Source organism: Pseudomonas sp. SDO52101_S400 (assembly GCF_054071635.1).
The window spans coordinates 33,943-54,237 of sequence record NZ_JBSVWF010000045.1; the positions used below are offsets into that span (position 1 = coordinate 33,943).

At 61.3% G+C, this 20,295-nt stretch carries 18 protein-coding genes; 7 read left to right on the plus strand and 11 right to left on the minus strand.

What is annotated here, in order from left to right:
• Positions 1 to 148: 148 nt before the first annotated feature.
• The 4 genes from tcyN to ACW9HX_RS21100 form a co-directional block, all read right to left on the minus strand.
• On the minus strand, positions 149 to 898 hold the full coding sequence (gene tcyN / locus ACW9HX_RS21085; RefSeq protein WP_457382096.1) for an L-cystine ABC transporter ATP-binding protein TcyN: 750 nt from the start codon (positions 896 to 898) through the stop codon (positions 149 to 151).
• A 4-nt stretch (positions 899 to 902) separates the two neighbouring features.
• Positions 903 to 1,568 (minus strand): cystine ABC transporter permease, encoded by a 666-nt coding sequence (gene tcyL, locus ACW9HX_RS21090; protein ID WP_085733348.1) that lies wholly within the window; start codon positions 1,566 to 1,568, stop codon positions 903 to 905.
• Positions 1,568 to 2,368: a cystine ABC transporter substrate-binding protein gene (gene tcyJ / locus ACW9HX_RS21095; protein WP_457382097.1), complete on the minus strand. Its 801-nt coding sequence runs from the start codon at positions 2,366 to 2,368 to the stop codon at positions 1,568 to 1,570. The genes tcyL and tcyJ overlap by 1 nt, the downstream gene beginning before the upstream one ends.
• Before the next feature lie 246 nt (positions 2,369 to 2,614).
• A complete protein-coding gene (locus ACW9HX_RS21100; protein ID WP_457382098.1) occupies positions 2,615 to 3,607 on the minus strand; it encodes a D-cysteine desulfhydrase in 993 nt (330 codons plus the stop codon).
• A gap of 190 nt (positions 3,608 to 3,797) precedes the next feature.
• Here ACW9HX_RS21100 and epsC point away from each other — a divergent pair, with 190 nt between their 5' ends.
• Both epsC and betT read left to right on the plus strand, forming a co-directional pair.
• Positions 3,798 to 4,724 (plus strand): serine O-acetyltransferase EpsC, encoded by a 927-nt coding sequence (epsC, locus tag ACW9HX_RS21105; protein ID WP_085733345.1) that lies wholly within the window; start codon positions 3,798 to 3,800, stop codon positions 4,722 to 4,724.
• A gap of 481 nt (positions 4,725 to 5,205) precedes the next feature.
• A complete protein-coding gene (gene betT, locus ACW9HX_RS21110; protein WP_457382108.1) occupies positions 5,206 to 7,167 on the plus strand; it encodes a choline transporter BetT in 1,962 nt (653 codons plus the stop codon).
• 24 nt (positions 7,168 to 7,191) lie between these two features.
• Here the strand turns inward: betT and ACW9HX_RS21115 are convergent, their stop codons facing one another.
• Positions 7,192 to 7,452 carry a hypothetical protein gene (locus ACW9HX_RS21115; protein WP_457382099.1) on the minus strand — a complete coding sequence of 87 codons (261 nt, stop codon included), beginning with the start codon at positions 7,450 to 7,452 and terminating at the stop codon, positions 7,192 to 7,194.
• A 268-nt stretch (positions 7,453 to 7,720) separates the two neighbouring features.
• Here ACW9HX_RS21115 and ACW9HX_RS21120 point away from each other — a divergent pair, with 268 nt between their 5' ends.
• Positions 7,721 to 7,903 carry a type II toxin-antitoxin system HicA family toxin gene (locus ACW9HX_RS21120; protein ID WP_065261145.1) on the plus strand — a complete coding sequence of 61 codons (183 nt, stop codon included), beginning with the start codon at positions 7,721 to 7,723 and terminating at the stop codon, positions 7,901 to 7,903.
• 59 nt (positions 7,904 to 7,962) lie between these two features.
• Entirely contained in the window at positions 7,963 to 8,364 is a 402-nt protein-coding gene (locus ACW9HX_RS21125) for a type II toxin-antitoxin system HicB family antitoxin (protein ID WP_085684410.1), read from the plus strand.
• Between the two features lie 22 nt (positions 8,365 to 8,386).
• On the opposite strand, the gene ACW9HX_RS21130 is transcribed toward ACW9HX_RS21125, so the two are convergent.
• Positions 8,387 to 9,424: a LacI family DNA-binding transcriptional regulator gene (locus ACW9HX_RS21130; protein WP_457382100.1), complete on the minus strand. Its 1,038-nt coding sequence runs from the start codon at positions 9,422 to 9,424 to the stop codon at positions 8,387 to 8,389.
• 206 nt (positions 9,425 to 9,630) lie between these two features.
• Here ACW9HX_RS21130 and ACW9HX_RS21135 point away from each other — a divergent pair, with 206 nt between their 5' ends.
• The 3 genes from ACW9HX_RS21135 to mgrA are packed head-to-tail and all read left to right on the plus strand — an operon-like array spanning position 9,631 to position 14,254.
• Positions 9,631 to 11,856, plus strand: a complete 2,226-nt coding sequence (locus ACW9HX_RS21135; RefSeq protein ID WP_457382101.1) for a TonB-dependent receptor — start codon at positions 9,631 to 9,633, stop codon at positions 11,854 to 11,856.
• A gap of 1 nt (position 11,857) precedes the next feature.
• Entirely contained in the window at positions 11,858 to 13,177 is a 1,320-nt protein-coding gene (locus ACW9HX_RS21140) for an LLM class flavin-dependent oxidoreductase (protein WP_457382102.1), read from the plus strand.
• A 39-nt stretch (positions 13,178 to 13,216) separates the two neighbouring features.
• Positions 13,217 to 14,254 carry an L-glyceraldehyde 3-phosphate reductase gene (mgrA, locus tag ACW9HX_RS21145; RefSeq protein WP_457382103.1) on the plus strand — a complete coding sequence of 346 codons (1,038 nt, stop codon included), beginning with the start codon at positions 13,217 to 13,219 and terminating at the stop codon, positions 14,252 to 14,254.
• 248 nt (positions 14,255 to 14,502) lie between these two features.
• Here the strand turns inward: mgrA and tauD are convergent, their stop codons facing one another.
• From tauD to gshA, 5 genes are all read right to left on the minus strand, one after another.
• Complete coding sequence (tauD, locus tag ACW9HX_RS21150) at positions 14,503 to 15,345, minus strand: taurine dioxygenase (protein WP_457382104.1); 843 nt, start codon at positions 15,343 to 15,345, stop codon at positions 14,503 to 14,505.
• 58 nt (positions 15,346 to 15,403) lie between these two features.
• A complete protein-coding gene (tauC, locus tag ACW9HX_RS21155; RefSeq protein ID WP_457382105.1) occupies positions 15,404 to 16,243 on the minus strand; it encodes a taurine ABC transporter permease TauC in 840 nt (279 codons plus the stop codon).
• Positions 16,240 to 17,034: a taurine ABC transporter ATP-binding subunit gene (gene tauB, locus ACW9HX_RS21160; protein WP_011331959.1), complete on the minus strand. Its 795-nt coding sequence runs from the start codon at positions 17,032 to 17,034 to the stop codon at positions 16,240 to 16,242. Before tauB ends, tauC begins: the two co-directional genes overlap by 4 nt.
• Positions 17,035 to 17,050: 16 nt before the next feature.
• The gene (gene tauA, locus ACW9HX_RS21165; protein ID WP_457382106.1) at positions 17,051 to 18,028 is read right to left on the minus strand and encodes a taurine ABC transporter substrate-binding protein; all 978 of its coding nucleotides are present in this window, start codon (positions 18,026 to 18,028) and stop codon (positions 17,051 to 17,053) included.
• A 468-nt stretch (positions 18,029 to 18,496) separates the two neighbouring features.
• Complete coding sequence (gshA, locus tag ACW9HX_RS21170; protein WP_457382107.1) at positions 18,497 to 20,080, minus strand: glutamate--cysteine ligase; 1,584 nt, start codon at positions 20,078 to 20,080, stop codon at positions 18,497 to 18,499.
• Positions 20,081 to 20,295: the final 215 nt, after the last annotated feature.

Here is a 20,295-nt window from a genome sequence, read left to right on the forward strand (position 1 = left end):
AGGCGCGGCGAATTTTACGCGCAGGGAACATGTTGCAGGACATATATATGTACTGCATTTTAAAGGATTTGATTGTTTATGTTTGAGGGAGTGTACTTGGGGGCACTACTTCCATCCGTGGAAGTGAGTGGTTGCACTTGTGAAGTTGTCAGCCGTTGTTGCGGAACTTGCTGAGAAACTGTCGTGTGCGTTCTTCTTTCGGATTGGCAAACAGCGCTTTGGCTTCGCCTTGTTCGACGATCACGCCCTTATCGAAAAACACCACGCGGTTGGCCACGTCACGGGCAAATGCCATTTCGTGGGTAACGATAACCATGGTGCGTTTTTCTTCGGCCAGACCGCGAATGGTCGCCAGTACTTCGCCCACCAGTTCCGGGTCGAGGGCCGACGTCGGCTCGTCGAACAGGATTACTTCCGGCTCCATCGCCAGCGCCCGGGCAATCGCCACACGCTGTTGCTGGCCACCGGACAGGCGCCGTGGGTAGGCGTCTTCCTTGCCCGCCAGGCCGACCTTGGCCAGCAGCTTCTTGCCCAGGGCAATGGCTTGCTCGCGTGGCATCTTCTTGACCACGATCGGGCCTTCGATGACGTTTTCCAGGGCGGTGCGGTGGGGGAACAGGTTGAAGTTCTGGAACACGAAGCCCACGTGCTGGCGCAGATTGCGCACCAGGCTTTGCTGCTGGTTCAGCGGGCGGCTGGTATCGATCTCGATATCGCCGACCTTGATCCGGCCGCTGGTGGGTTGTTCGAGGAAGTTCAGGCAGCGCAGGAACGTAGTCTTGCCCGAGCCGCTGGGGCCGATGATTGCCACGACCTCGCCTTCTTTCACTTCAAGATCGATGCCGTTCAGCACGACTTGACCCTTGAACTGCTTCGTCAGTTTTTCCACGACAATCATGGGGTCAGGACTCCTGGTCGTGCCGATTGACCCGCTCTTCCAACTTGTTCTGGAAGTGCGACAGCACAGTGGCCAGAATCCAGTAGATCAGCGCGGCGGCAAGATACATGGTGAAGACTTCGAAAGTCCGGGCGGTAATCAGTTGCGCCTGACGGAACAGCTCCGGCACCTGGATGGTGGCAGCCAGTGCGGTGTCCTTGACCAGTGAAATGAAACTGTTGCCCAGCGGCGGCAACGCCGTGCGCATCGCTTGCGGCAGGATGGCCCGGCGCAGGGTCTGCGCGCGGGTCATGCCAATGCTCGCAGCCGCTTCCCACTGACCGCGTTCGATCGAACCGATCGCGGACCGCAGGATTTCACAGGCGTAAGCGGCCATGTTCAGCGAGAAGCCGATCAGGGCCGCCGGCAGCGGGTCGAGTTCCAGACCCATTTGCGGCAAGCCGTAATAGATCACGAACAGTTGCACCAGCAACGGCGTGCCGCGAAAGAACGACACGTAGATGCGGGCCAGCCAGCTGACCGATTTGAAACGCGACAGGCGCATCAGCGCCAGGCCAAAGCCCAGCAGCAGGCCGAAAAACATGCCGCCGAGGCTGAGGACTACCGTGTAGTACGCGCCCTTGAGCAGAAAGGGCGCGGAGTCCAGTGCGAGTTGGAAAGCTGCTTCCATTATTTAGTGACGTCAGCTTGGAAGTACTTTTCCGAGATCTTGGCCAGGGTCCCGTCGGCACGCAGCTCGTCGAGGGCCTTGTTCAAGGCCGCCAGCAGTTCAGGCTCGCCTTTGCGCAGGGCGATACCGGATTCCTGACGGGAGAACGCCTGACCGGCCGCTACGGTTTTCGGTGCTTTCTTGGCGTATTCAAGCGCGGCCAGACGGTCGATCAGAATCGCGTCGGTGCGGCCGTTGTTCAGGTCGGCGAACTTGGTCGGATCATCGTCGTAGGTGCGAACGTCGGCACCCGGTACGTTGGCGCGAACCCACTGCTCGTAGTTGGTGCCCAGGCCCACGCCGACTTTCTTGCCGGACAGGTCAGCAGCGGACTTGATGTTCAGCGCAGCTTCCTTGTCCTTCAGCACCAGCGCCTGAATCCCGGAGATGGTGTACGGCTCGGAGAAGTCATACTTCTTCTTGCGCTCGTCGGAGATGGTCACTTGGTTGACTACAACGTCCAGACGCTTGGATTCCAGCGCGGCGAGGATGCCATCCCACTTGGTTGGCTGAATCTTGGCTTTGACGCCGAGCTTCTTGGCCAGGGCTTCGGACAGTTCGACTTCGAAGCCCGACAGTTTGCCGTCGGCATCGACGAAGCTGAACGGTGGATAAGTGCCTTCCAGGCCGACGTTGATAACGCCTTTGTCCTTGATCTGTTGCAGTTGCTCACCGGCAACGGCGCTGCTGATCAGACCGGCGCTCAATGCCAGGCCCAGTGAACCTACCAGCAGATTTCGACGTAGTGCGGAAAGAATCATGACAAGCCCCTGTGTTTTCTTATGGAAGACGCTTAAGGAAAGTTGGCGAATCCGGGAGTTGAACGACAGCGCTATCCTGCCTTAAAGCAGCTTATGCGTCTCCCGCGAAATTCGCCTGCGGCGAGACTATAAGACTGTTCTTTTAGAATGGAAAATAATGAATTTTATATTTGTTATGCATTTAGTGAATATGAATTCGCGCCGACGCTGAGCGTTCCCACGCAGGCCGTGGGAACGCGCTCAGGCCTAGAGAAAATCCTTGTAGGCAAACAACGCCGGGGCTCCGCCGGTGTGCAGGAAAATGATCGGGCCGTCGTCGAAACGCCCGCGACCGATGCCGTCGAGCAACCCGGCCATGGCCTTGCCGGTGTAGACCGGATCGAGCAGCACGGCTTCCTGACTCGCCATCAGCTTCACCGCCGCCAGTGTCCCGGCATTCGGTTCACCGTAACGCGGGCCGAAGTATTCGTCCCACAACTCGACCTTGAAACTCTCGGGCAACGCCACACCCAGCAGGTCGGCGGTGCGTTCGGCCAGGCCCTGGACTTTCGGGCGCTGATCTTCTTCGCTGCGCGATACTGTCACGCCGATCACCGGCAGCTGCGGCAGGGCTTCGCTCAAGGCCAGTGCCAGACCGCTGTGAGTGCCGGCGCTGCCCGAGGCCAAAACGACGGCGGAGAATTGCAGGCCGGTGTCCTTGATCTGTTCCGCCAGCTCCAGGCCGGCGCGCACGTAACCCAGTGCGCCCAGGGCGTTGGAACCACCGATCGGCACCAGATATGGCTTCTTGCCGTTGCTGCGCAGGCGCACGGCGAGCGCGGCAAGTTGTTCGTCGGCGTTGTCGAGGTTGTCGACCAGCTCGACCCTGGTGTCGAACAGGTCCAGCAGCAGGCGGTTGCCATTACCGGTGTAGTTGCTGTCGTCGGTACCCAGCGGATTTTCCAGCAGCGCCACGCAGCCCAGGCCCAGCTTCGCGGCCAGCGCGGCGGTCTGGCGAACGTGGTTCGATTGCAGTGCGCCGGCAGTGATCAGGGTGTCGGCGCCTTGGGCGAGGGCATCGGCGGCGAGGTATTCGAGCTTGCGCAGCTTGTTGCCGCCCATGGCCAGCGGCGTCAGGTCATCGCGCTTGATGTAGATGTCGCGGCCGAGCCAGGTGGACAGGCGCTCGAGTTTTTCCAGTGGGGTCGGTTGGCCGAGCAGGTCGAGGCGGTTAAAGCGGTCCAGCTGTTGTTTGATCATGAGTCCGTACTGATGCAAGGAGATGTCAGGACTATAGGCACGCCGATTTAGCGGGGCAACCGTGAATCGCTTATAGCCAAATGTGCTTAGTCCAGCACTATCGGTTCTTAATTCGCTTCCGGGGCGTTGCCGTAAAGTAGTGGCCGTTGACGCGGCCAGACAGTCCGGCCGCCCGTGAGGAGTCTTTACCGTGAGCGAGCGTTCCAGCCATTGGCAATTGCAGACCATCGTCAGCCAACTGCGTACCGCGCGGGATCAGTGGCGGGCACAAAATGGCCGTGCTTCCGGCGAGCAGGGCGGGCGCGAGTTGCCGTCCCGTGATGCGATGGCGCAGATTCTCGAAGCCTTGTGCGGCGCGTTGTTCCCGATGCGTCTGGGGCCGGTGGATCTGCGTGAAGAGAGCGAGGATTTTTACGTCGGGCACACCCTCGATGTTGCGTTGAACGCGTTACTGGCCCAGGCGCGACTCGAACTGCGTTACGTCGCCCGCCACAGCGCCCGGGATGACAGCGAAGTCGAGGCGCAGGCGATCAGGATCATTCAGGATTTCGCGCTGGCGCTGCCAGGCCTGCGCAGCCTGCTCGACACCGATGTGCTGGCCGCGTATCACGGCGACCCGGCGGCGCGCAGCGTCGATGAAGTGCTGCTGTGCTATCCGGGGATTCTGGCGGTGATTCACCATCGTCTGGCCCACCATTTGTATCGCGCGGGTCTGCCGCTGCTGGCGCGGATCAGTTCGGAAATCGCCCACTCGGCGACCGGCATCGATATTCACCCCGGTGCGCAGATCGGCCGCAGTTTCTTCATCGACCACGGGACCGGCGTGGTGATCGGCGAGACCGCGATCATTGGCGAGCGCGTCAGGATCTATCAGGCGGTGACCCTCGGCGCCAAACGCTTCCCGGCGGACGAGGACGGCCAGTTGCAGAAGGGCCATCCGCGGCACCCGATTGTCGAGGACGACGTGGTGATTTACGCCGGCGCGACGATTCTCGGGCGGATCACCATCGGCAAGGGTTCGACCATCGGCGGCAACGTGTGGCTGACCCGCAGCGTGCCGGCCGGGTGCAACCTGACCCAGGCCAATCTGCAGCATGATGACGGGACTCAAAAGTAATGCACTAAAGGGCTACCCCTCACCCCAGCCCTCCCGAAACGTCGGACCGCCCCGAGGGAGAGGGAGCCGACCGAGGTGTCTTGCGATGTACATCGACCTGAAAAAACCAGTCGATTATGGATTCGGTAAAGCTGGATCAGGTCGGCGTAACTCTCAAGCATCCCCCAATTAGTCCCCTCTCCCCCCGGGAGAGGGTTAGGGTGAGGGGGCTTTTGCTTTTACTGTGAACGATTTGCCTCAAACCCACGTCATACCCCTCCCTGAGCTAGCGTACGAAAGTGACCGCTGAGCCCTGCGATTAGTCCTTAGCGTGCTATCCATGTTTAACTTGAACGTTCATTCAAGTTAAACCGGCGGTTCGCTGCCCGCTCACAACAGGAGGCTTGCCTTTGCTGAGTCCGATTATTTCAGCCATTTCCCAACCCCTTGAGGTGCACCATTCATGAGTGCATCGTCCACCCCCGCCAGCGGTCTGGTACGCATGAATCCGCCGGTGTTCTGGTTCGCCGCGACGGTGATTCTGCTGTTCGGCCTGACGGTCATCGCCATGCCGGAACAGGCCGGCGCCTGGCTCCTTGAAGCGCAAAACTGGGCGGCCAATACGGTCGGCTGGTACTACATGCTCGCGATGACCCTGTATCTGGTCTTCGTGGTGGTCACCGCGTTATCGGGCTACGGCAAGATCAAACTCGGTGCCGACCACGACGAACCCGAATTCAGTTACCTGTCCTGGGCCGGCATGCTGTTCGCCGCCGGGATCAGCATCACGCTGTTTTTCTTCTGCGTATCCGAACCGCTGACCCACATGCTCCAGCCGCCGCAAGGCGAGGCCGGCACGGCGGATGCGGCGCGTCAGGCGATGCAGATTCTGTTTCTGCACTGGGGCCTGCATGGCTGGGGCGTGTTCGCCTTTGTCGGCATGGCGCTGGCTTATTTCGCCTACCGACACAACCTGCCGCTGGCCCTGCGTTCGGCGCTGTACCCGCTGATCGGCAAACGCATCAACGGCCCCATCGGCTACGCGGTCGACGGCTTCGGCATCATCGCCACGGTGTTCGGCCTCGGTGCGGACATGGGCTTCGGCGTACTCCATCTCAACTCCGGTCTGGACTACCTGTTCGGCATCGCCCACACCCAGTGGATTCAGGTCGGCCTGATCACGCTGATGATGGGCGCGGCGATCATCGTCGCCGTCTCGGGAGTGGATAAAGGCGTGCGGGTCATGTCCGACATCAACATGTTGCTGGCCTGTGCGCTGCTGCTGTTCGTGTTGTTCGCCGGCCCCACCCAGCATTTGCTCAACACCCTGATCCAGAACCTCGGTGATTACCTCGGCGCGTTACCGATGAAGAGTTTCGACCTTTACGCCTATGACAAACCGAGCGACTGGCTCGGTGGCTGGACGGTGTTCTACTGGGCCTGGTGGATCGCATGGTCGCCGTTTGTGGGCCTGTTCATCGCACGGATTTCCCGTGGCCGGACCATCCGCGAATTCGTCTTCGGCGTGCTGCTGATTCCGCTCGGTTTCACCCTGGCGTGGATGTCGATCTTCGGCAACAGCGCCATCGATCAGGTGCTCAACCACGGCATGTCGGCACTGGGCATGTCGGCCCTCGACAACCCGTCGATGACCCTTTACCTGCTGCTGGAAACCTACCCGTGGAGCAAAACCGTCATCGCGGTGACGGTGTTCATCAGCTTCGTGTTCTTCGTCACCTCCGCCGACTCCGGCACGGTGGTGCTCTCGACCCTGTCGGCCAAGGGCGGCAATCCGGATGAAGACGGGCCGAAATGGCTACGGGTGTTCTGGGGGGCGATGACTGCACTGGTCACCAGTGCGCTGCTGTTCTCCGGCAGCATCGATGCACTGAAGTCGGCGGTGGTGCTGACGTCGTTGCCGTTCTCGCTGATTCTGCTGCTGATGATGTGGGGCCTGCACAAGGCGTTCTATCTGGAGTCGCAGAAGCAGATCGCGCAACTTCATTCGCTGGCGCCGGTCTCCGGTTCACGGCGTGGCAAGGGTGGTTGGCGACAGCGCCTGAGTCAGGCCGTGCACTTCCCGTCGCGGGACGAGGTGTACCGCTTCATGGACACCACGGTGAAACCGGCCATCGAAGAAGTGACGGCGGTGTTCGTCGAGAAGGGGCTGAATGTTGTTACGCAACCCGATCCGGCCCACGACAGCGTCAGCCTGGAAATCGGTCATGGCGAGCTGCACCCGTTCATCTATCAGGTGCAGATGCGTGGTTACTTCACGCCGTCGTTCGCCCGTGGCGGCATGGGTTCCAAGCAGCTCAACAATCGTCGCTACTACCGCGCCGAGGTGCACCTGAGCGAGGGCAGTCAGGACTACGATCTGGTCGGTTACACCAAGGAGCAGATCATCAACGACATCCTCGACCAGTACGAACGGCACATGCAGTTCCTGCATCTGGTGCGTTGATCGGGGCAGGGCGCCGGGACGGTTTCAGGTCTCGGCGCTCAGCACCATGAACAACACCATCGCCGCGATCGGCACCCCGAACACGGCGCTGCCAATCGCAATCTCCGACCCCAGCGGCTGCCCCGCGTGCACCACGCCGACCGCGCCATTGATCACCGTCAATGCCAGCCACAACGTCGCGAAACCATAAGCCAGCGTCTGCCGACTGAAGCCGATGCGCTCGCCGATGTAGAACATCAGCGCCAGCAGGATCAGGCCGAAGAAGATGATGATTGCGGTGTGCATGGTCGGGATCTGCCTGTGGATGGGAGTCGTCCTGATTTTGCTCATGTTGAGCATAGGTCAGCTGTCGGGCTCATGCTGATCGACACATTTCGCCACGTATACATCTGTTTATGAGAGCTGTGTGCCAGGGCGCGTCCACCGCCGATCTGGCGATTAAACACGCGCCTGTCCACTAGGCTAATATTTCTCCAAGTGTGTATGGTGTGTATTGATGAAGAAGGACAGCTCTTAAAGTACGCAGCTCTTGCTGTCGAACAGGGCGAAGGAAATGCGTAGTCGGGAAATGATCAGGATGATCGAGGAGGATGGATGGTATCTGGTCGCCGTCAAAGGCAGTCACCACCAATACAAACATCCGGGCAAGCCAGGGAGGGTGACGATCAAGCATCCGGATTCAGATCTCCCCAAGGGAACGATCAACAGCATCTTGAAACAGGCGGGTTTGAAATGAAGCCCGTCATTGGAAACGAAAGTCCCTTAATGGACATGTCAGAGGAAGGATTCACTTACATGAAATTCCCGGTCGTTCTGCACAAGGATGCCGACTCAGACTACGGAGTGATTATCCCGGATGTGCCCGGGTGCTTCTCCGCAGGCACTACGGTAGCCGAAGCATTTGACAACACTCAGGAGGCACTGGCCTTGCACTATGAGGGACTGGTCGCTGATGGCGCACCGTTGCCTCGGGTTCAGGACATTGATGCCCATCTCGAGAATCCGGATTACGCCGGCGGTATTTGGGGTGTGGTCGAGTTTGATATCACTCCCTATTTCGGCAAGTCGGTGCGCTTCAACGCGACGCTGCCGGAGCAGTTGCTGGAGCGTATTGATCAGACGGTTCGGCGTGACCAACGCTACAGTTCTCGCTCCGGATTCCTGGCGGCTGCGGCCTTGCGCGAATTGTCGGCTTAGAGCCGACTTACAGGATTTTGGGTCAGGTGCTTTCCCGCTCGATGACTTGGCATTGCAGCAGATTCAGCCGCTGCACCTCATCGCTCGGCAACACGCCCAGACTCTCCAGCACCCGCGTCGCCGCCAGTACGCCTATCTCCAGCGCCGGCGGTTTGATGGTGCTCAGGCTCGGCAGTAGCATCTCGGCAAACGGGTAGTCGCCGAAGCCGAGGACGGCGCAGTCTTCGGGGATCTTGAGGCCGGCGCGTTGCCCGGCGAGCAGGCCGCCGGCGGCGAGGTTGTCGTTGGCGAAGATGATCGCATCCGGGCGCGGCGAAGCGTTCATCAGCACTTCCATCGCTTGCTTGCCGGCCTCGAACGGGGCGCGATCGGCATCCGGTGCGAATACCCACGGTTCCAGGCCCAACTCACGCACGGTCGCGGCGTAACCGTCGCGGCGCTCCAGTGCGCTGAAGTCGCCGGGTGCGCTGTTCTGCACGAAGGCGATCCGTCGATAGCCTTTGCCGTGCAGATAACGAGCGGCGCTGACGCCCACCTCGAAGTGCGAAAAACCGATCTGCATCGGCTCGCGATCCGGTTGGTAATCCCAGGTTTCGATCACCGGAATATCCGCCTCGGCGAGCATCTTTTCCGTGCCCGCGCTGTGGAAGTGACTGGTGACCACCAGCGCCGCCGGCGACCAGCCGAGGAAGGCCCGCACCGCGTTTTCTTCCTGTTCGGCGCTGAAGTAACTCGAGGCCAGCAGCAACTGATAACCGTGACGGCTGAGGGTGTCGCTGAAGCCTTGAATGGTGTTGGCGAAGATCGGCCCGGAGATGTTCGGGATCACCATGCCGACGATTTTTCCCCGCGCCGAAGCAAGTCCGCCGGCCACCAGATTCGGCACATAACCCAACTCGGCGACCACCGCCGCGATCCGTTCGCGGCGTTCGGGCGATACCTGTTCCGGCTGGTTGAAGTAGCGCGACACGGTGATCGCCGAAACTCCGGCCTGGCGCGCCACCGCGTTAAGGGTCACGCGACCGGCGCCACGGCGTTTGCGGGGCTTTTCTTCGCTCAAGGCTCGATCCTTCTTAAAAACCAAAACGCATATAAAAGTAATTTTTCAGTATTGGACGGTCTATGTGCGGCTTGCCAATACTGGCGATGTTAGCGCTAACAAAGCGCGTTGTCTGCTACTCGCTCGAGCGAATGCCCAAGACACCGAGACAGGCGCTGTCGTCGCAGAACGGCAGCGGTTCAGGGCAACTTTTCGAGCGGGCAAACATGCACAACATTCCTGGGGCGACACACAAACTGGCGCAATCGATCCGCACTGCGGGCTGGCTACTCACCGGGCTGGCCGCGCTGCCGCTGCCGGCCGCGTTTGCCGCCGACAGCACCGATCAGGAGCCGACTCTCAAATCCGTCACGGTCACCGCCACCCGCCGCGAAGAGTCGCTGCAAAAGGTGCCGGTGGCGGTGTCGGTAATCGACGGCGAACAACTGGAGCGCGACAACCGCAACAGCGTGGCGAGCATCGTCCAGCAAGTGCCGTCGCTGAATTTCCGCACCGGCGCGTCGAACAAGGACACCTCGTTGTTCGTGCGTGGCGTGGGCACGATTTCCACTTCGCCGGGCGTCGAGCCGACGGTGGCTACAGTGATCGACGGCGTGGTCTACGCCCGTCCTGGCCAGTCGACTCTGGATCTGCTGGATCTGGAGCGCGTCGAAGTCTTGCGCGGTCCCCAAGGCACGTTGTTCGGCAAGAACGCCTCGGCCGGCGTGTTGAATATCACCAGCAAGGCGCCGACCGCCGAGACCCACGGTTACATCGATCAGTCGTACTACAGCGGCAATGAAAGCCGCACCCGTTTCGGCATCGGCGGCAGCCTGATTCCGGATACGCTCAAGGGCTCGATCAGCACCTTGTTCGGCAGCTATGACGGCAACGTGGACAACAAGCACAACGGTCAGGAGGTCAATGGCTACAACCATCGCGGCGTGCGCGGCAAACTGGAATTCACCCCGAACGACGACGTCACCTTCACGCTGATCGCCGACTACATGCAGTCCCACGATGACGGTCCGAACGGCGTCGTGAGCAAGGCACTGCCCCCGACCTTTGCCAATGCGCTGAGCCCGGTCAGCGCGACCAGCCATAACCGCGACATCAACACCGACACCCGCACCCACGTCGAGGACACCAACAAAGGTTTGTCCGGCCAGCTCGACTGGCAATTGGGCGATTACACCCTGACCTCGATTACCGCGTGGCGCGGCTGGGACAACACCCAGTATCAGGACGGCGACCGCCTCGGCACGGTGACGGCAGCATTCCCCGGCACGGCGGACAAGGGCGATCTGGCGTTCGACCAGTACTCGCAGGAGCTGCGTCTGGCTTCGCCGAAAGGCGAGTTCCTCGAATACGTCGGCGGCCTGTTCTACATGCACGGCAAGGATGACGAGACGTATCAACGCACGCTGACTACGACCACGCGGACTGATCGCGGCGTCGCCGATTACAGCACCACCAGCGACAGCTACGCGGTGTTCGGCGAAAGCACGCTGAATTTCACCTCGGACTTCCGTGGCATTGCCGGCCTGCGCTACACCCACGACGATCTGGAATACGATCACCGTCGCGTTTCCACATCAGCCACGACGGTCAGCGGCATTCAACCGGCGACCAGCAGCTCCGGCTCGGTTGATGAAGACGGCTGGTCCGGTCGGCTCGGTTTGCAGTACGACCTGAGCGATACCGTCACCACTTACCTGACTTATTCGCGTGGCTACAAAGGCCCGGCCTACAACGTGTTCTTCAACATGCAGCCACGCGACACCGAAGCACTGAAACCGGAAACCTCCAACACCTGGGAGGCGGGGATCAAAGCCTCGTCCTGGAACAATCGCCTGACCACCAACCTCGCGGTTTTCCACAGCGACTACGACAACTACCAGGCGAACTTTTTCGACACCGTCGCCGGACAAGTGGTGACGCGTCTGATCAACGCCGGCAGCGTCAGCACCGAGGGCGTGGAACTCGACTACGCCTTGCAGGCGACCCAGCAACTGAAGCTCTCCGGTGCGCTGGCCTACACCCGCGCCCGCATCGACCAGTTCGCCTGCCCGGCGGGCGCGGCGGCGTCGTGCAACGTCAACGGCAAACCGCTGCCGTTCAGCCCGGACTGGAAAAGCTACGTGCGTGCCGACTACACCATCCCGCTGGAAAACGGTCTGGATATCGAACTCGGCACCGACTACAGCTGGCAGAGCGAAGTGCAGTACGACATCAGCCAGAACGCCGACACCAAGCAGGGCGCCTACGGCCTCTGGAACGCCAGCGTCGCCCTGGCCGACTACACCAACGGCTGGCGCGTGGCGTTGCTCGGCAAAAACCTTGGCGACAAGTCCTATTCGCCGTTGCTCGCCAGCGGTGGCAACTACATCTACCGCGCCGTGCCTCGCGATGACGAACGCTACTTCGGCGTGCAACTGCGCAAGGACTTCTGAGATGAGCAGACAGTTGAAACTCGGTGCGTTCCTCATGGCGACCGGGCACCACGTCGCCGCGTGGCGCCATCCGGACGTACCGGCCAATGCCGGGCTGGATTTCGCCCATTACAAACGCCTGGCGCAGATTGCCGAGGCAGCGAAGTTCGACACCTTGTTCGTCGCCGACAGCGTCGCTGCGCCGCCCCAGGACATCGCCAGCCGCATGGCCCGTTCGGATCACTTCGAACCGCTGACCTTACTCTCGGCCTTGAGCGCGGTGACCGAGCACATCGGCCTGATCGCCACCGCCACCACCAGCTACAACGAGCCGTACCACGTGGCGCGTAAATTCGCTTCGCTCGATCACCTCTCGGGCGGGCGAGCGGGGTGGAATCTGGTGACCTCGGACAACGCCGCCGAAGCGCAGAATTTCGGTCGCGACGAACACATCGGCCATGCCGAACGCTACAGTCGCGCCCGGGAGTTTCATCAGGTGGTGACCGGGCTCTGGGACAGTTGGCAGGACGACGCTTTCCTCCGCGACAAGGCCAGCGGCAGGTATTACGACCCGGAAAAACTGCACGTGCTGAATCACGTCGGCGAGCACTTCCGGGTCAAAGGCCCGCTGAATGTCGCGCGTTCGCCCCAGGGACAACCGGTGATCGTGCAGGCCGGGTCGTCGGAAACCGGGCGTGAACTGGCGGCGCAGACGGCCGAAGTGGTGTTCACCGCGCAGACCTCGCTGGCCAGCGCCCAGGCGTTTTACGCCGACCTCAAGGGGCGCTTGCCGAAGTACGGACGCAGCGCCGATTCGCTGAAAATCATGCCCGGCGTGTTTGTCGTGGTCGGGCAGACGGAAGCTGAAGCACAGGAAAAATGTGAAACGTTTCAGCAATTGGTCGAACCCGAGGTTGGCGTCGCCCTGCTTGGGCGTATGCTGGGTAACTTCGACCTGTCGAAGTACCCGCTGGACGGGCCGCTGCCGGAATTACCGCTGACTGAAAATGGCCAGCAGAGCCGGCAGAAACTGCTGACCGAACTGGCCGGCCGCGAGCATCTGACCCTGGCCGAACTGGGCCGCAGAATTGCTGGCGGTCGCGGGCATTACAGCATCGTCGGCACACCGACGCAGATTGCCGACCGCTTGCAGGAATGGTTCGAGCAAGGCGCGGCGGACGGCTTCAACGTGCTGGTGCCGCACCTGCCCGGCGGGCTCGAAGACTTCGCCAACGGCGTGGTCCCGGAACTGCAACGGCGCGGGCTGTTCAGAACCGAATACGAGGGCCGGACCTTGCGCCAGAACCTTGGCCTTGCCCGGCCCGACAATCGCTTTGCGTAGCAATCGACACCCATTTCAAGACCGACAAGAGAGGATTCGATGACTTACACCGCTGCCGAAAACCGCTATGACTCCATCCCTTACCGCCGCGTCGGACGCAGCGGTCTGGTGTTGCCGGCGCTGTCCCTGGGCCTGTGGCACAACTTCGGCGACAGCACGCCGATCGACACCCAGCGTGCGTTGCTGCGCACTGCGTTCGACCTGGGGATCAACCACTTCGACCTGGCCAACAACTACGGCCCGCCCTACGGCAGCGCCGAGACCAATTTCGGCCGTCTGCTGCGCGAAGACTTCAAGCAGTACCGCGATGAACTGATCATCTCCAGCAAGGCCGGTTGGGACATGTGGCCCGGCCCTTACGGCCAGGGCGGCGGTTCGCGCAAATACGTATTGGCGAGCCTCGACCAGAGCTTGCAACGCCTGGGCCTGGATTATGTGGATATCTTCTATTCGCACCGCTTCGATCCGGACACTCCGCTGGAAGAAACCGCCAGCGCCCTCGCCACGGCGGTGCAGCAGGGCAAGGCGTTGTACATCGGCATCTCGTCGTACTCCGGGGTGAAAACCCGCGAAATCGCCGCGCTGCTCAAAGAGTGGAAAGTGCCGCTGTTGATTCACCAACCGGCCTACAACCTGCTCAACCGCTGGGTGGAAAAGGATCTGCTCGACACCACCGATGAACTCGGCACCGGTGTGATTGCGTTCACCCCGCTGGCGCAAGGTCTGCTGACCGACAAATACCTCAACGGCGTGCCTGCGGATGCGCGAGTCAATCGTCCGGGCGGTGGTTCGCTGCAGGCTTCGCACTTGTCCCAGGCGAACATTGCTCATGTGCGGGCGCTGAACGAGATTGCCAAGCGTCGTGGGCAGAGCCTGGCGCAATTGGCCTTGGCGTGGACGTTGCGGGATCCGCGAGTGACCTCGGCGCTGATCGGTGCGAGCCGGCCGGAGCAGATTGTCGAGAACGTCGGGGCGTTGAAGAATTTGAGCTTCAGTGCGGAGGAACTGGCGGAGATTGACCGGTTTGCCCAGGAGGGCGGGATTAATCTTTGGGAGAAGCCTTCTACGGCGGAGTGATCAGGATCAGGGTGGGTCAGCTCGGCCCAGCCCTCACCCCAGCCCTCCCGAAACGTCGGACCGCCCGGAGGGAGAGGGAGCCGACCGAGGTGTCTTGCGTCATACATCGACCTGAGAAACCGGGTCGATTATGGATTCAGCACAGTTTGATCAGGTCGGCGTACTTCTGATGCAACCCCCATTCAGTTCCCTCTCCCTCCGGGAGAGGGCTAGGGTGAGGGGGGGCTTTTGCTTTTGACGTAAAAGGCTCAACGAAAAAACGGCACATCCCCCAACACCGTAGCCCGCTGCATAACCCGCCGCGCCGGACGGTAATCATCCACCGCGTAGTGCTGCGTCACGCGGTTGTCCCAGAAAGCAATATCGTCCTTCTGCCAGCGCCAGCGAATGGTGAACTCCGGCCGCGTCGCGTGGGCGAACAGGAACTTCAGCACCGCTTCACTCTCGGTTTCCGACAGCTCATTGATCTTCGACGTGAAGCCTTCGTTGACGAACAGCGAACGGCGTCCGCTCACCGGATGCGTGCGGATCACCGGGTGGGACAGCGGTGGATTCTTGCGCCGCGCCTCTTCCCACTGCGCCAGTGCTTGCGGCGTGTTGCCATAGCGCTCCAGTGGGAACGAGCGGGTGAAGTCGTGAGTCGCGGTCAGCCCTTCGAGCAGCGTTTTCATCGGTGCAGAAAGTGCCTCATACGCAGCAATCCCGCTGGCCCACAACGTATCGCCACCAAACTCCGGCAACAGCTTGGCGCTGAGTACCGCGCCCATGGCGGGGGTAGGCAGGAAGGTCACGTCGGTGTGCCAGATCGCGTTATCGCGCACGTCGGTGACGGCGGTGTCGAGGATCAGCACTTCCGGTTGTTCCGGCACATTCGGGTAGATCGGGTGAATGTGCAGGTCGCCGAAATAGTGGGCGAAGCGCGCCTGTTGCGACGGCTCGATCGGCTGATTGCGGAAGAACAGCACCTGATACTTGAGCAGCGCCTGCTCGATGGCGTCGCGTTGTTCCAGGTTCAGCGGCTGGCTGATGTCGACGCCGCTGATCTGTGCGCCGAGGGCCGAGCTTAACGGGGTGATGTTCAGGCTGCTCATGGTGGTTCTCTTCAATTCCGGGGCCCCGAAAACTGTCGGGGTAGTCAGTGCTGAAAAATCAGTGGGCCTGGCCGTGCCACGGCACCAGTTTGCGTTGCAGGGCACGCAGGCCCATTTCCATGGCGAAGGCGATCAGGGCGATGACCAGAATCCCCAGCACCACCACATCGGTGACCAGGAACTGCGCGGCCGACTGCACCATGAAGCCCAGGCCGCTGGTGGCCGCGATCAGTTCGGCGGCGACCAGAGTCGACCAGCCGACACCCAGACCAATGCGCACACCGGTCAGAATGTCCGGCAGGGCGCTGGGCAAAATCACATGGCGGATCAGTTGTGCGCGAGTCGCCCCCAGCGATTGCGCAGCGCGCAGTTTGGCCGGGTCGACGGTGCGTACGCCGGTAGCAGTGGCAATGGCGATCGGGGCGAAAATCGCCAGGTAGATAAGCAGCACTTTCGACAGCTCGCCGATGCCGCACCAGATCACGATCAGCGGCAGATAGGCGAGCGGTGGAATCGGGCGGTAGAACTCGATCAGCGGATCGAGCACGCCACGGGCGATGCGGTTGGCGCCGATGGCAATGCCCACCGGCACTGCGGTCAAAATCGCAAAACCGAGGCCCAGACCGATGCGGCTCAGGCTCGCGCCCAAGTGCTGCCACAACGTCGAATCCATGTAGCCCGTGGTCGCCAGCAACCAGCCTTTTTGCAGTACGGCGGACGGTGGTGGCAGGAACAGCGGTTCGATCAGACCGGTGGCGGTCACGGCCCACCAGATCACCAGCAACCCGAACAAGGTCAGCAGGCTGATCCAGCGGGTGCTGAGGCTGCGGCGCACGGGAATCACCACCGACGTGGCGGCGGGTTTTACCGTGGTGGCGGAAACGTCGTAACTGCTCATGCGCGCTCCTGCCGTTGAACGGCGCTGCGTTGCGAGAACACTTTGGCGAGCACGTGTTCGCGGGTTTCGATGAAGCGCGGATCGGACTTGATCGCCCGCGCCGATTCGCCGGCGGCGTAGCGCTGGCCGAAATCCAGGTGCAGGCGCTCGACGATCTGCCCCGGATTCGGCGCCAGCAGAATCAGGTCGGTCGCGAGGAACACCGCTTCTTCAATGTCGTGGGTAATCAGGAACACCGGTTTGGCGGTGCGTTGCCAGACTTGCAGCAACAGTTCCTGCATCTGTTCGCGGGTGAAGGCATCGAGGGCGCCGAAGGGCTCGTCCATCAGCAAAACACGCGGGTCGGCTGCTAGGGCGCGGGCCAGGCCAACACGTTGTTTCTGGCCGCCGGAAAGTTGCCAGATGCGACGGTGTTCAAAACCCGAAAGGTCGACCAGCGCGAGCATTTCCCGGGCGCGCTGTTCGCGTTTGTCCTTGGCCACACCGGCCAGTTCGAGACCGAAGGCAACGTTGGCCAGCACGTCCTGCCAAGGCAGCAGGGCGTCGTCCTGGAACACCACGCCGCGTTCGGCGCTCGGGCCTTTGACCGGTACGTTGTCGAGGGTGATGCGGCCGGCGCTCGGTTCGACGAAGCCGGCAATCAGGTTCAACAGCGAAGTCTTGCCACTGCCGGACGGGCCGAGGGCCACCAGCAATTGCTGAGGGCCGAGGGTCAGGGAAATGTCGGACAGTACCGGTTCCGGGCTGCCGGGATACTGTGCGCTGATGCGCTCCAGTTGTAGCAAGGCCATCGCAATTAACTCCCGATCAGTTGGTGATGTACTTGGGGGTGACGTACGGCGCGTAGTCCGGCAGAACCGCTTCGACCTTGCCTTGCTCTTTAAGGAACGCAGCGGTGTCGGTGATGGCTTTGGTGGTCGGCGCGCCGAGGTCACTGACCTGATCCGCCGCCAGCGGGTAGACGTTGCCTTGGAGCAGCAATGGAATGTCGCTGGCTTTGGCGCCGGACAGTTTCACCAGTTTGTCGACGTTGCTCTGATTGGCCAGCCAGGCTTTCGGATCCTTGCGGTAGTCGGCGTAGGCGTCGAGGGTGACCTTGGCGAATGCGGTGACGATTTCCGGGTGCTTCTCGGCGAAGTCCTTGCGCACGATCCAGGCGTCGAAGGTCGGTGCGCCGAACTTGGCCAACTCACCGGAAGTGATCAGCACTTTGCCGTTTTCCTTGGCCACACCCAGCGCCGGATCCCACACGTATGTAGCATCGATGTCACCGCGTTTCCACGCGGCAATGATCGCTGGAGGCGCGAGGTTGAGTACGGTGACTTTCGAAGGATCGATGTTCCAGTGCTTCAGTGCAGCGAGCAGGCTGTAGTGACCGGTGGACACGAACGGCACGGCGATTTTCTTGCCGATCAGATCCTGCGGCGTCTTGATGCCGGAGCCGTCGCGGGCGACCAGCGCTTCGGCGGCGCCGATCTGGGTGGCGATGAGGAAGGTTTCCACCGGGACTTTGCGAGTGATCGCAGCGGTCAGCGGGCTGGAGCCGAGGTAGCCGATCTGCACGTCGCCGGAAGCGATGGCGGCGATGATGTCGGCACCGTTATCGAACTTGCGCCAGTTGATGTCGGCCTTGGTGGCTTTTTCATAGGCGCCGTCGGCCTGGGCGACTTTTGCCGGGTCAACGGTGGTCTGGTAAGCGACGGTAAGGTCGGCAGCCTGGGCCAGGAAACTCGCAGCAGCCAGAGAGGCCACGGCCAGCAGGCGAAGCGGGAAGTTCAGTTTCATCGAAGAGCTCCATATCAGGCGACCGAGGATCGGCGTGAAAGGAGACTAAATGATCTAAGAATCCAGAAATAAATAACTTTTTAGACTTAGCTTATGAGCGGAAAAATCTAAGGCTCGGAGGGATTGGGGGGCGTTTGAGTTTTGGGTATGGCTTGAGAACTTTTCCCCCTCACCCCAGCCCTCCCGAAGCGTCGGACCGCCCCCAGGGGGGCGAGGGGAAAGGGAGCCGATTGGGGGCTTTTCAAATTCGGAGTTCGACTGGGAATTTCAGGTCGGCGTAACTCTGATAAACACTGCAGTCAGTCCCCTCTCCCTCCGGAAGGGGGAAAGGGAGCTGATCGGGGGCTTTTCAAATTCGGAGTTCGACTCGGTATTTCAGGTCAACGTAACTCTGATGAACACCGCGGTCGGCCCCCTCTCCCTCCGGGAGAGGGCTGGGGTGAGGGGCTGCGACCTAAAGCCAAATAATCAGTTACTAATCGCCAGAATGCTCGCCTGATACGACCCGACAAACACGTCGAAATCCCCCACCTCGTTCTGCTCCAGCTCAGCCTGTTGCGCCAGCGACGAGCGCGCCAGTTCTTCGAACTTCGCTTGCTCGTCAGCCGCCAGCGGCTCGCTGCGGAAGAACTCGGCGTGAGCCTGGCTCTGGCGCAGGGAGAATTGCGCGAAGCTTTCCTTGTGCTCGGCCATCGCCGCCAGCACCTGGGCCGAAGGTGTCAGGGACGAATCCTTGACCTTGGCCAGTTGCGCGTCGAGTGCCTTGCTGTGGGCATCGCCGCCATGGCTTTGATCCAGCATTGCTGCCAGCGGAGCGATTTTCTCCAGCAGTTCGGCGGCCCACTCCTTCAGCTCGACCGGTTGGCCGTCACGCTGTAATTGCAGGCCCGGACGACGACCTTCCTTGACCACGCTGAGGAAGTTCGACGTGGCGTTGCCGCAGCTGATGTTGGTCAGCAGCGGGCTGTCGTTCAGCGCGCAGTACAGCAGGAACGCGTCGAGGAAGCGCGACTCGGTGAGGTCGATGCCCATCGGCAGGAACGGGTTGATGTCCAGGCAACGCACTTCGACGTACTGGATGCCACGGGCGACCAGCGCCTGGATCGGCCGCTCGCCGGTGTAGGTCACGCGTTTCGGGCGGATGTTGGAGTAGTACTCGTTTTCGATCTGCAGGATGTTGGTGTTCAGTTGCACCCACTCGCCATCCTGGTGCGTGCCGACTTCAACGTACGGCGCGTATGGCGTGGCCACCGCTTTGCGCAGGCTGTCGGTGTAACTTGCCAGGTCGTTGTAGCAAGGGGTCAGGCCGGCCTGAGCGTTGCTCTGGTAACCGAGGTCGCTCATGCGCAGGCTGGTGGCGTAAGGCAGGTACAGGGTGTCCGGATCCAGCTGTTCCAGCTGATGCGAACGGCCGCGCAGGAATCCGGCGTCCAGCGCCGGCGAAGCACCGAACAGGTACATCAGCAGCCAGCTGTAGCGACGGAAATTGCGGATCAGCGCGATATAGGACGACGACTGGAAATCCCGGTCGGTGCCGACGAAGCCTTCGGCTTCCTTCAGCAGCGGCCAGAGTTTTTCCGGTAGGGAGAAGTTGTAGTGAATCCCGGCGATGCACTGCATGGTCTTGCCGTAACGCAGGGCCAGGCCCTTGCGGTAGACGTACTTGAGCTGACCGATGTTGGAGGTGCCGTAGTAGGCGATCGGGATATCTTCCTCGGCCGGCAACGGGCACGGCATCGATGGACTCCACAGGTACTCGTTGCCGAGCTTGCTGTAGGCGAAACGATGAATCTTGTCCAGGCTGGCCAGGGTGTCGGCCGGGTCTGGCAGGGCAGGCGTGATGAATTCCAGCAGCGACTCGGAATAGTCGGTAGTGATCTGTTCGTTGGTCAGCGCGGAACCCAGGCTTTCAGGGTGCGGCGTTTGCGCCAGACGTCCCTCGCCGGTCACGCGCAGGCATTCACGTTCGATACCGTGCAGGCACTGCTCGAGCAGAGAGAGGTTGGCGCGCTCACCGAGCAGAGCCAGGCGGCGGTTGAGAAGTTCGCTCAATTTGGATTCCTTCACGCGTCAGTCGCCCCAATATGGGGGTGGGCAGGACGGTCTACAAGGGTGAAGTTGAAACTGGCGTTTTCGCCTGGTTTTTCGGGCTGTGAAGCCCCCGTTGAAACGCCAACTTCACTCCCTGAATCTGGCCGATGCACGCGAAGATTACGCGGTCCCTGTGGGAGCGGGCTTGCCCGCGAAGGCGTCGTGTCAGGCAACCT

Excerpts from the sequence above, each read along its gene's own strand:
- ACW9HX_RS21120 (WP_065261145.1), top strand. The coding sequence starts at position 7,721 with ATGCGTAGTCGGGAAATGATCAGGATGATCGAGGAGGATGGATGGTAT.
- tauB (WP_011331959.1), bottom strand. The coding sequence starts at position 17,034 with ATGGCCTTGCTACAACTGGAGCGCATCAGCGCACAGTATCCCGGCAGC.
- ACW9HX_RS21115 (WP_457382099.1), bottom strand. The coding sequence starts at position 7,452 with ATGCACACCGCAATCATCATCTTCTTCGGCCTGATCCTGCTGGCGCTG.
- tauD (WP_457382104.1), bottom strand. The coding sequence starts at position 15,345 with ATGAGCAGCCTGAACATCACCCCGTTAAGCTCGGCCCTCGGCGCACAG.
- betT (WP_457382108.1), top strand. The coding sequence starts at position 5,206 with ATGAATCCGCCGGTGTTCTGGTTCGCCGCGACGGTGATTCTGCTGTTC.
- tauC (WP_457382105.1), bottom strand. The coding sequence starts at position 16,243 with ATGAGCAGTTACGACGTTTCCGCCACCACGGTAAAACCCGCCGCCACG.
- tcyL (WP_085733348.1), bottom strand. The coding sequence starts at position 1,568 with ATGGAAGCAGCTTTCCAACTCGCACTGGACTCCGCGCCCTTTCTGCTC.
- ACW9HX_RS21100 (WP_457382098.1), bottom strand. The coding sequence starts at position 3,607 with ATGATCAAACAACAGCTGGACCGCTTTAACCGCCTCGACCTGCTCGGC.
- ACW9HX_RS21135 (WP_457382101.1), top strand. The coding sequence starts at position 9,631 with ATGCACAACATTCCTGGGGCGACACACAAACTGGCGCAATCGATCCGC.
- tcyJ (WP_457382097.1), bottom strand. The coding sequence starts at position 2,368 with ATGATTCTTTCCGCACTACGTCGAAATCTGCTGGTAGGTTCACTGGGC.
- ACW9HX_RS21140 (WP_457382102.1), top strand. The coding sequence starts at position 11,858 with ATGAGCAGACAGTTGAAACTCGGTGCGTTCCTCATGGCGACCGGGCAC.
- mgrA (WP_457382103.1), top strand. The coding sequence starts at position 13,217 with ATGACTTACACCGCTGCCGAAAACCGCTATGACTCCATCCCTTACCGC.
- tauA (WP_457382106.1), bottom strand. The coding sequence starts at position 18,028 with ATGAAACTGAACTTCCCGCTTCGCCTGCTGGCCGTGGCCTCTCTGGCT.
- ACW9HX_RS21125 (WP_085684410.1), top strand. The coding sequence starts at position 7,963 with ATGAAATTCCCGGTCGTTCTGCACAAGGATGCCGACTCAGACTACGGA.
- tcyN (WP_457382096.1), bottom strand. The coding sequence starts at position 898 with ATGATTGTCGTGGAAAAACTGACGAAGCAGTTCAAGGGTCAAGTCGTG.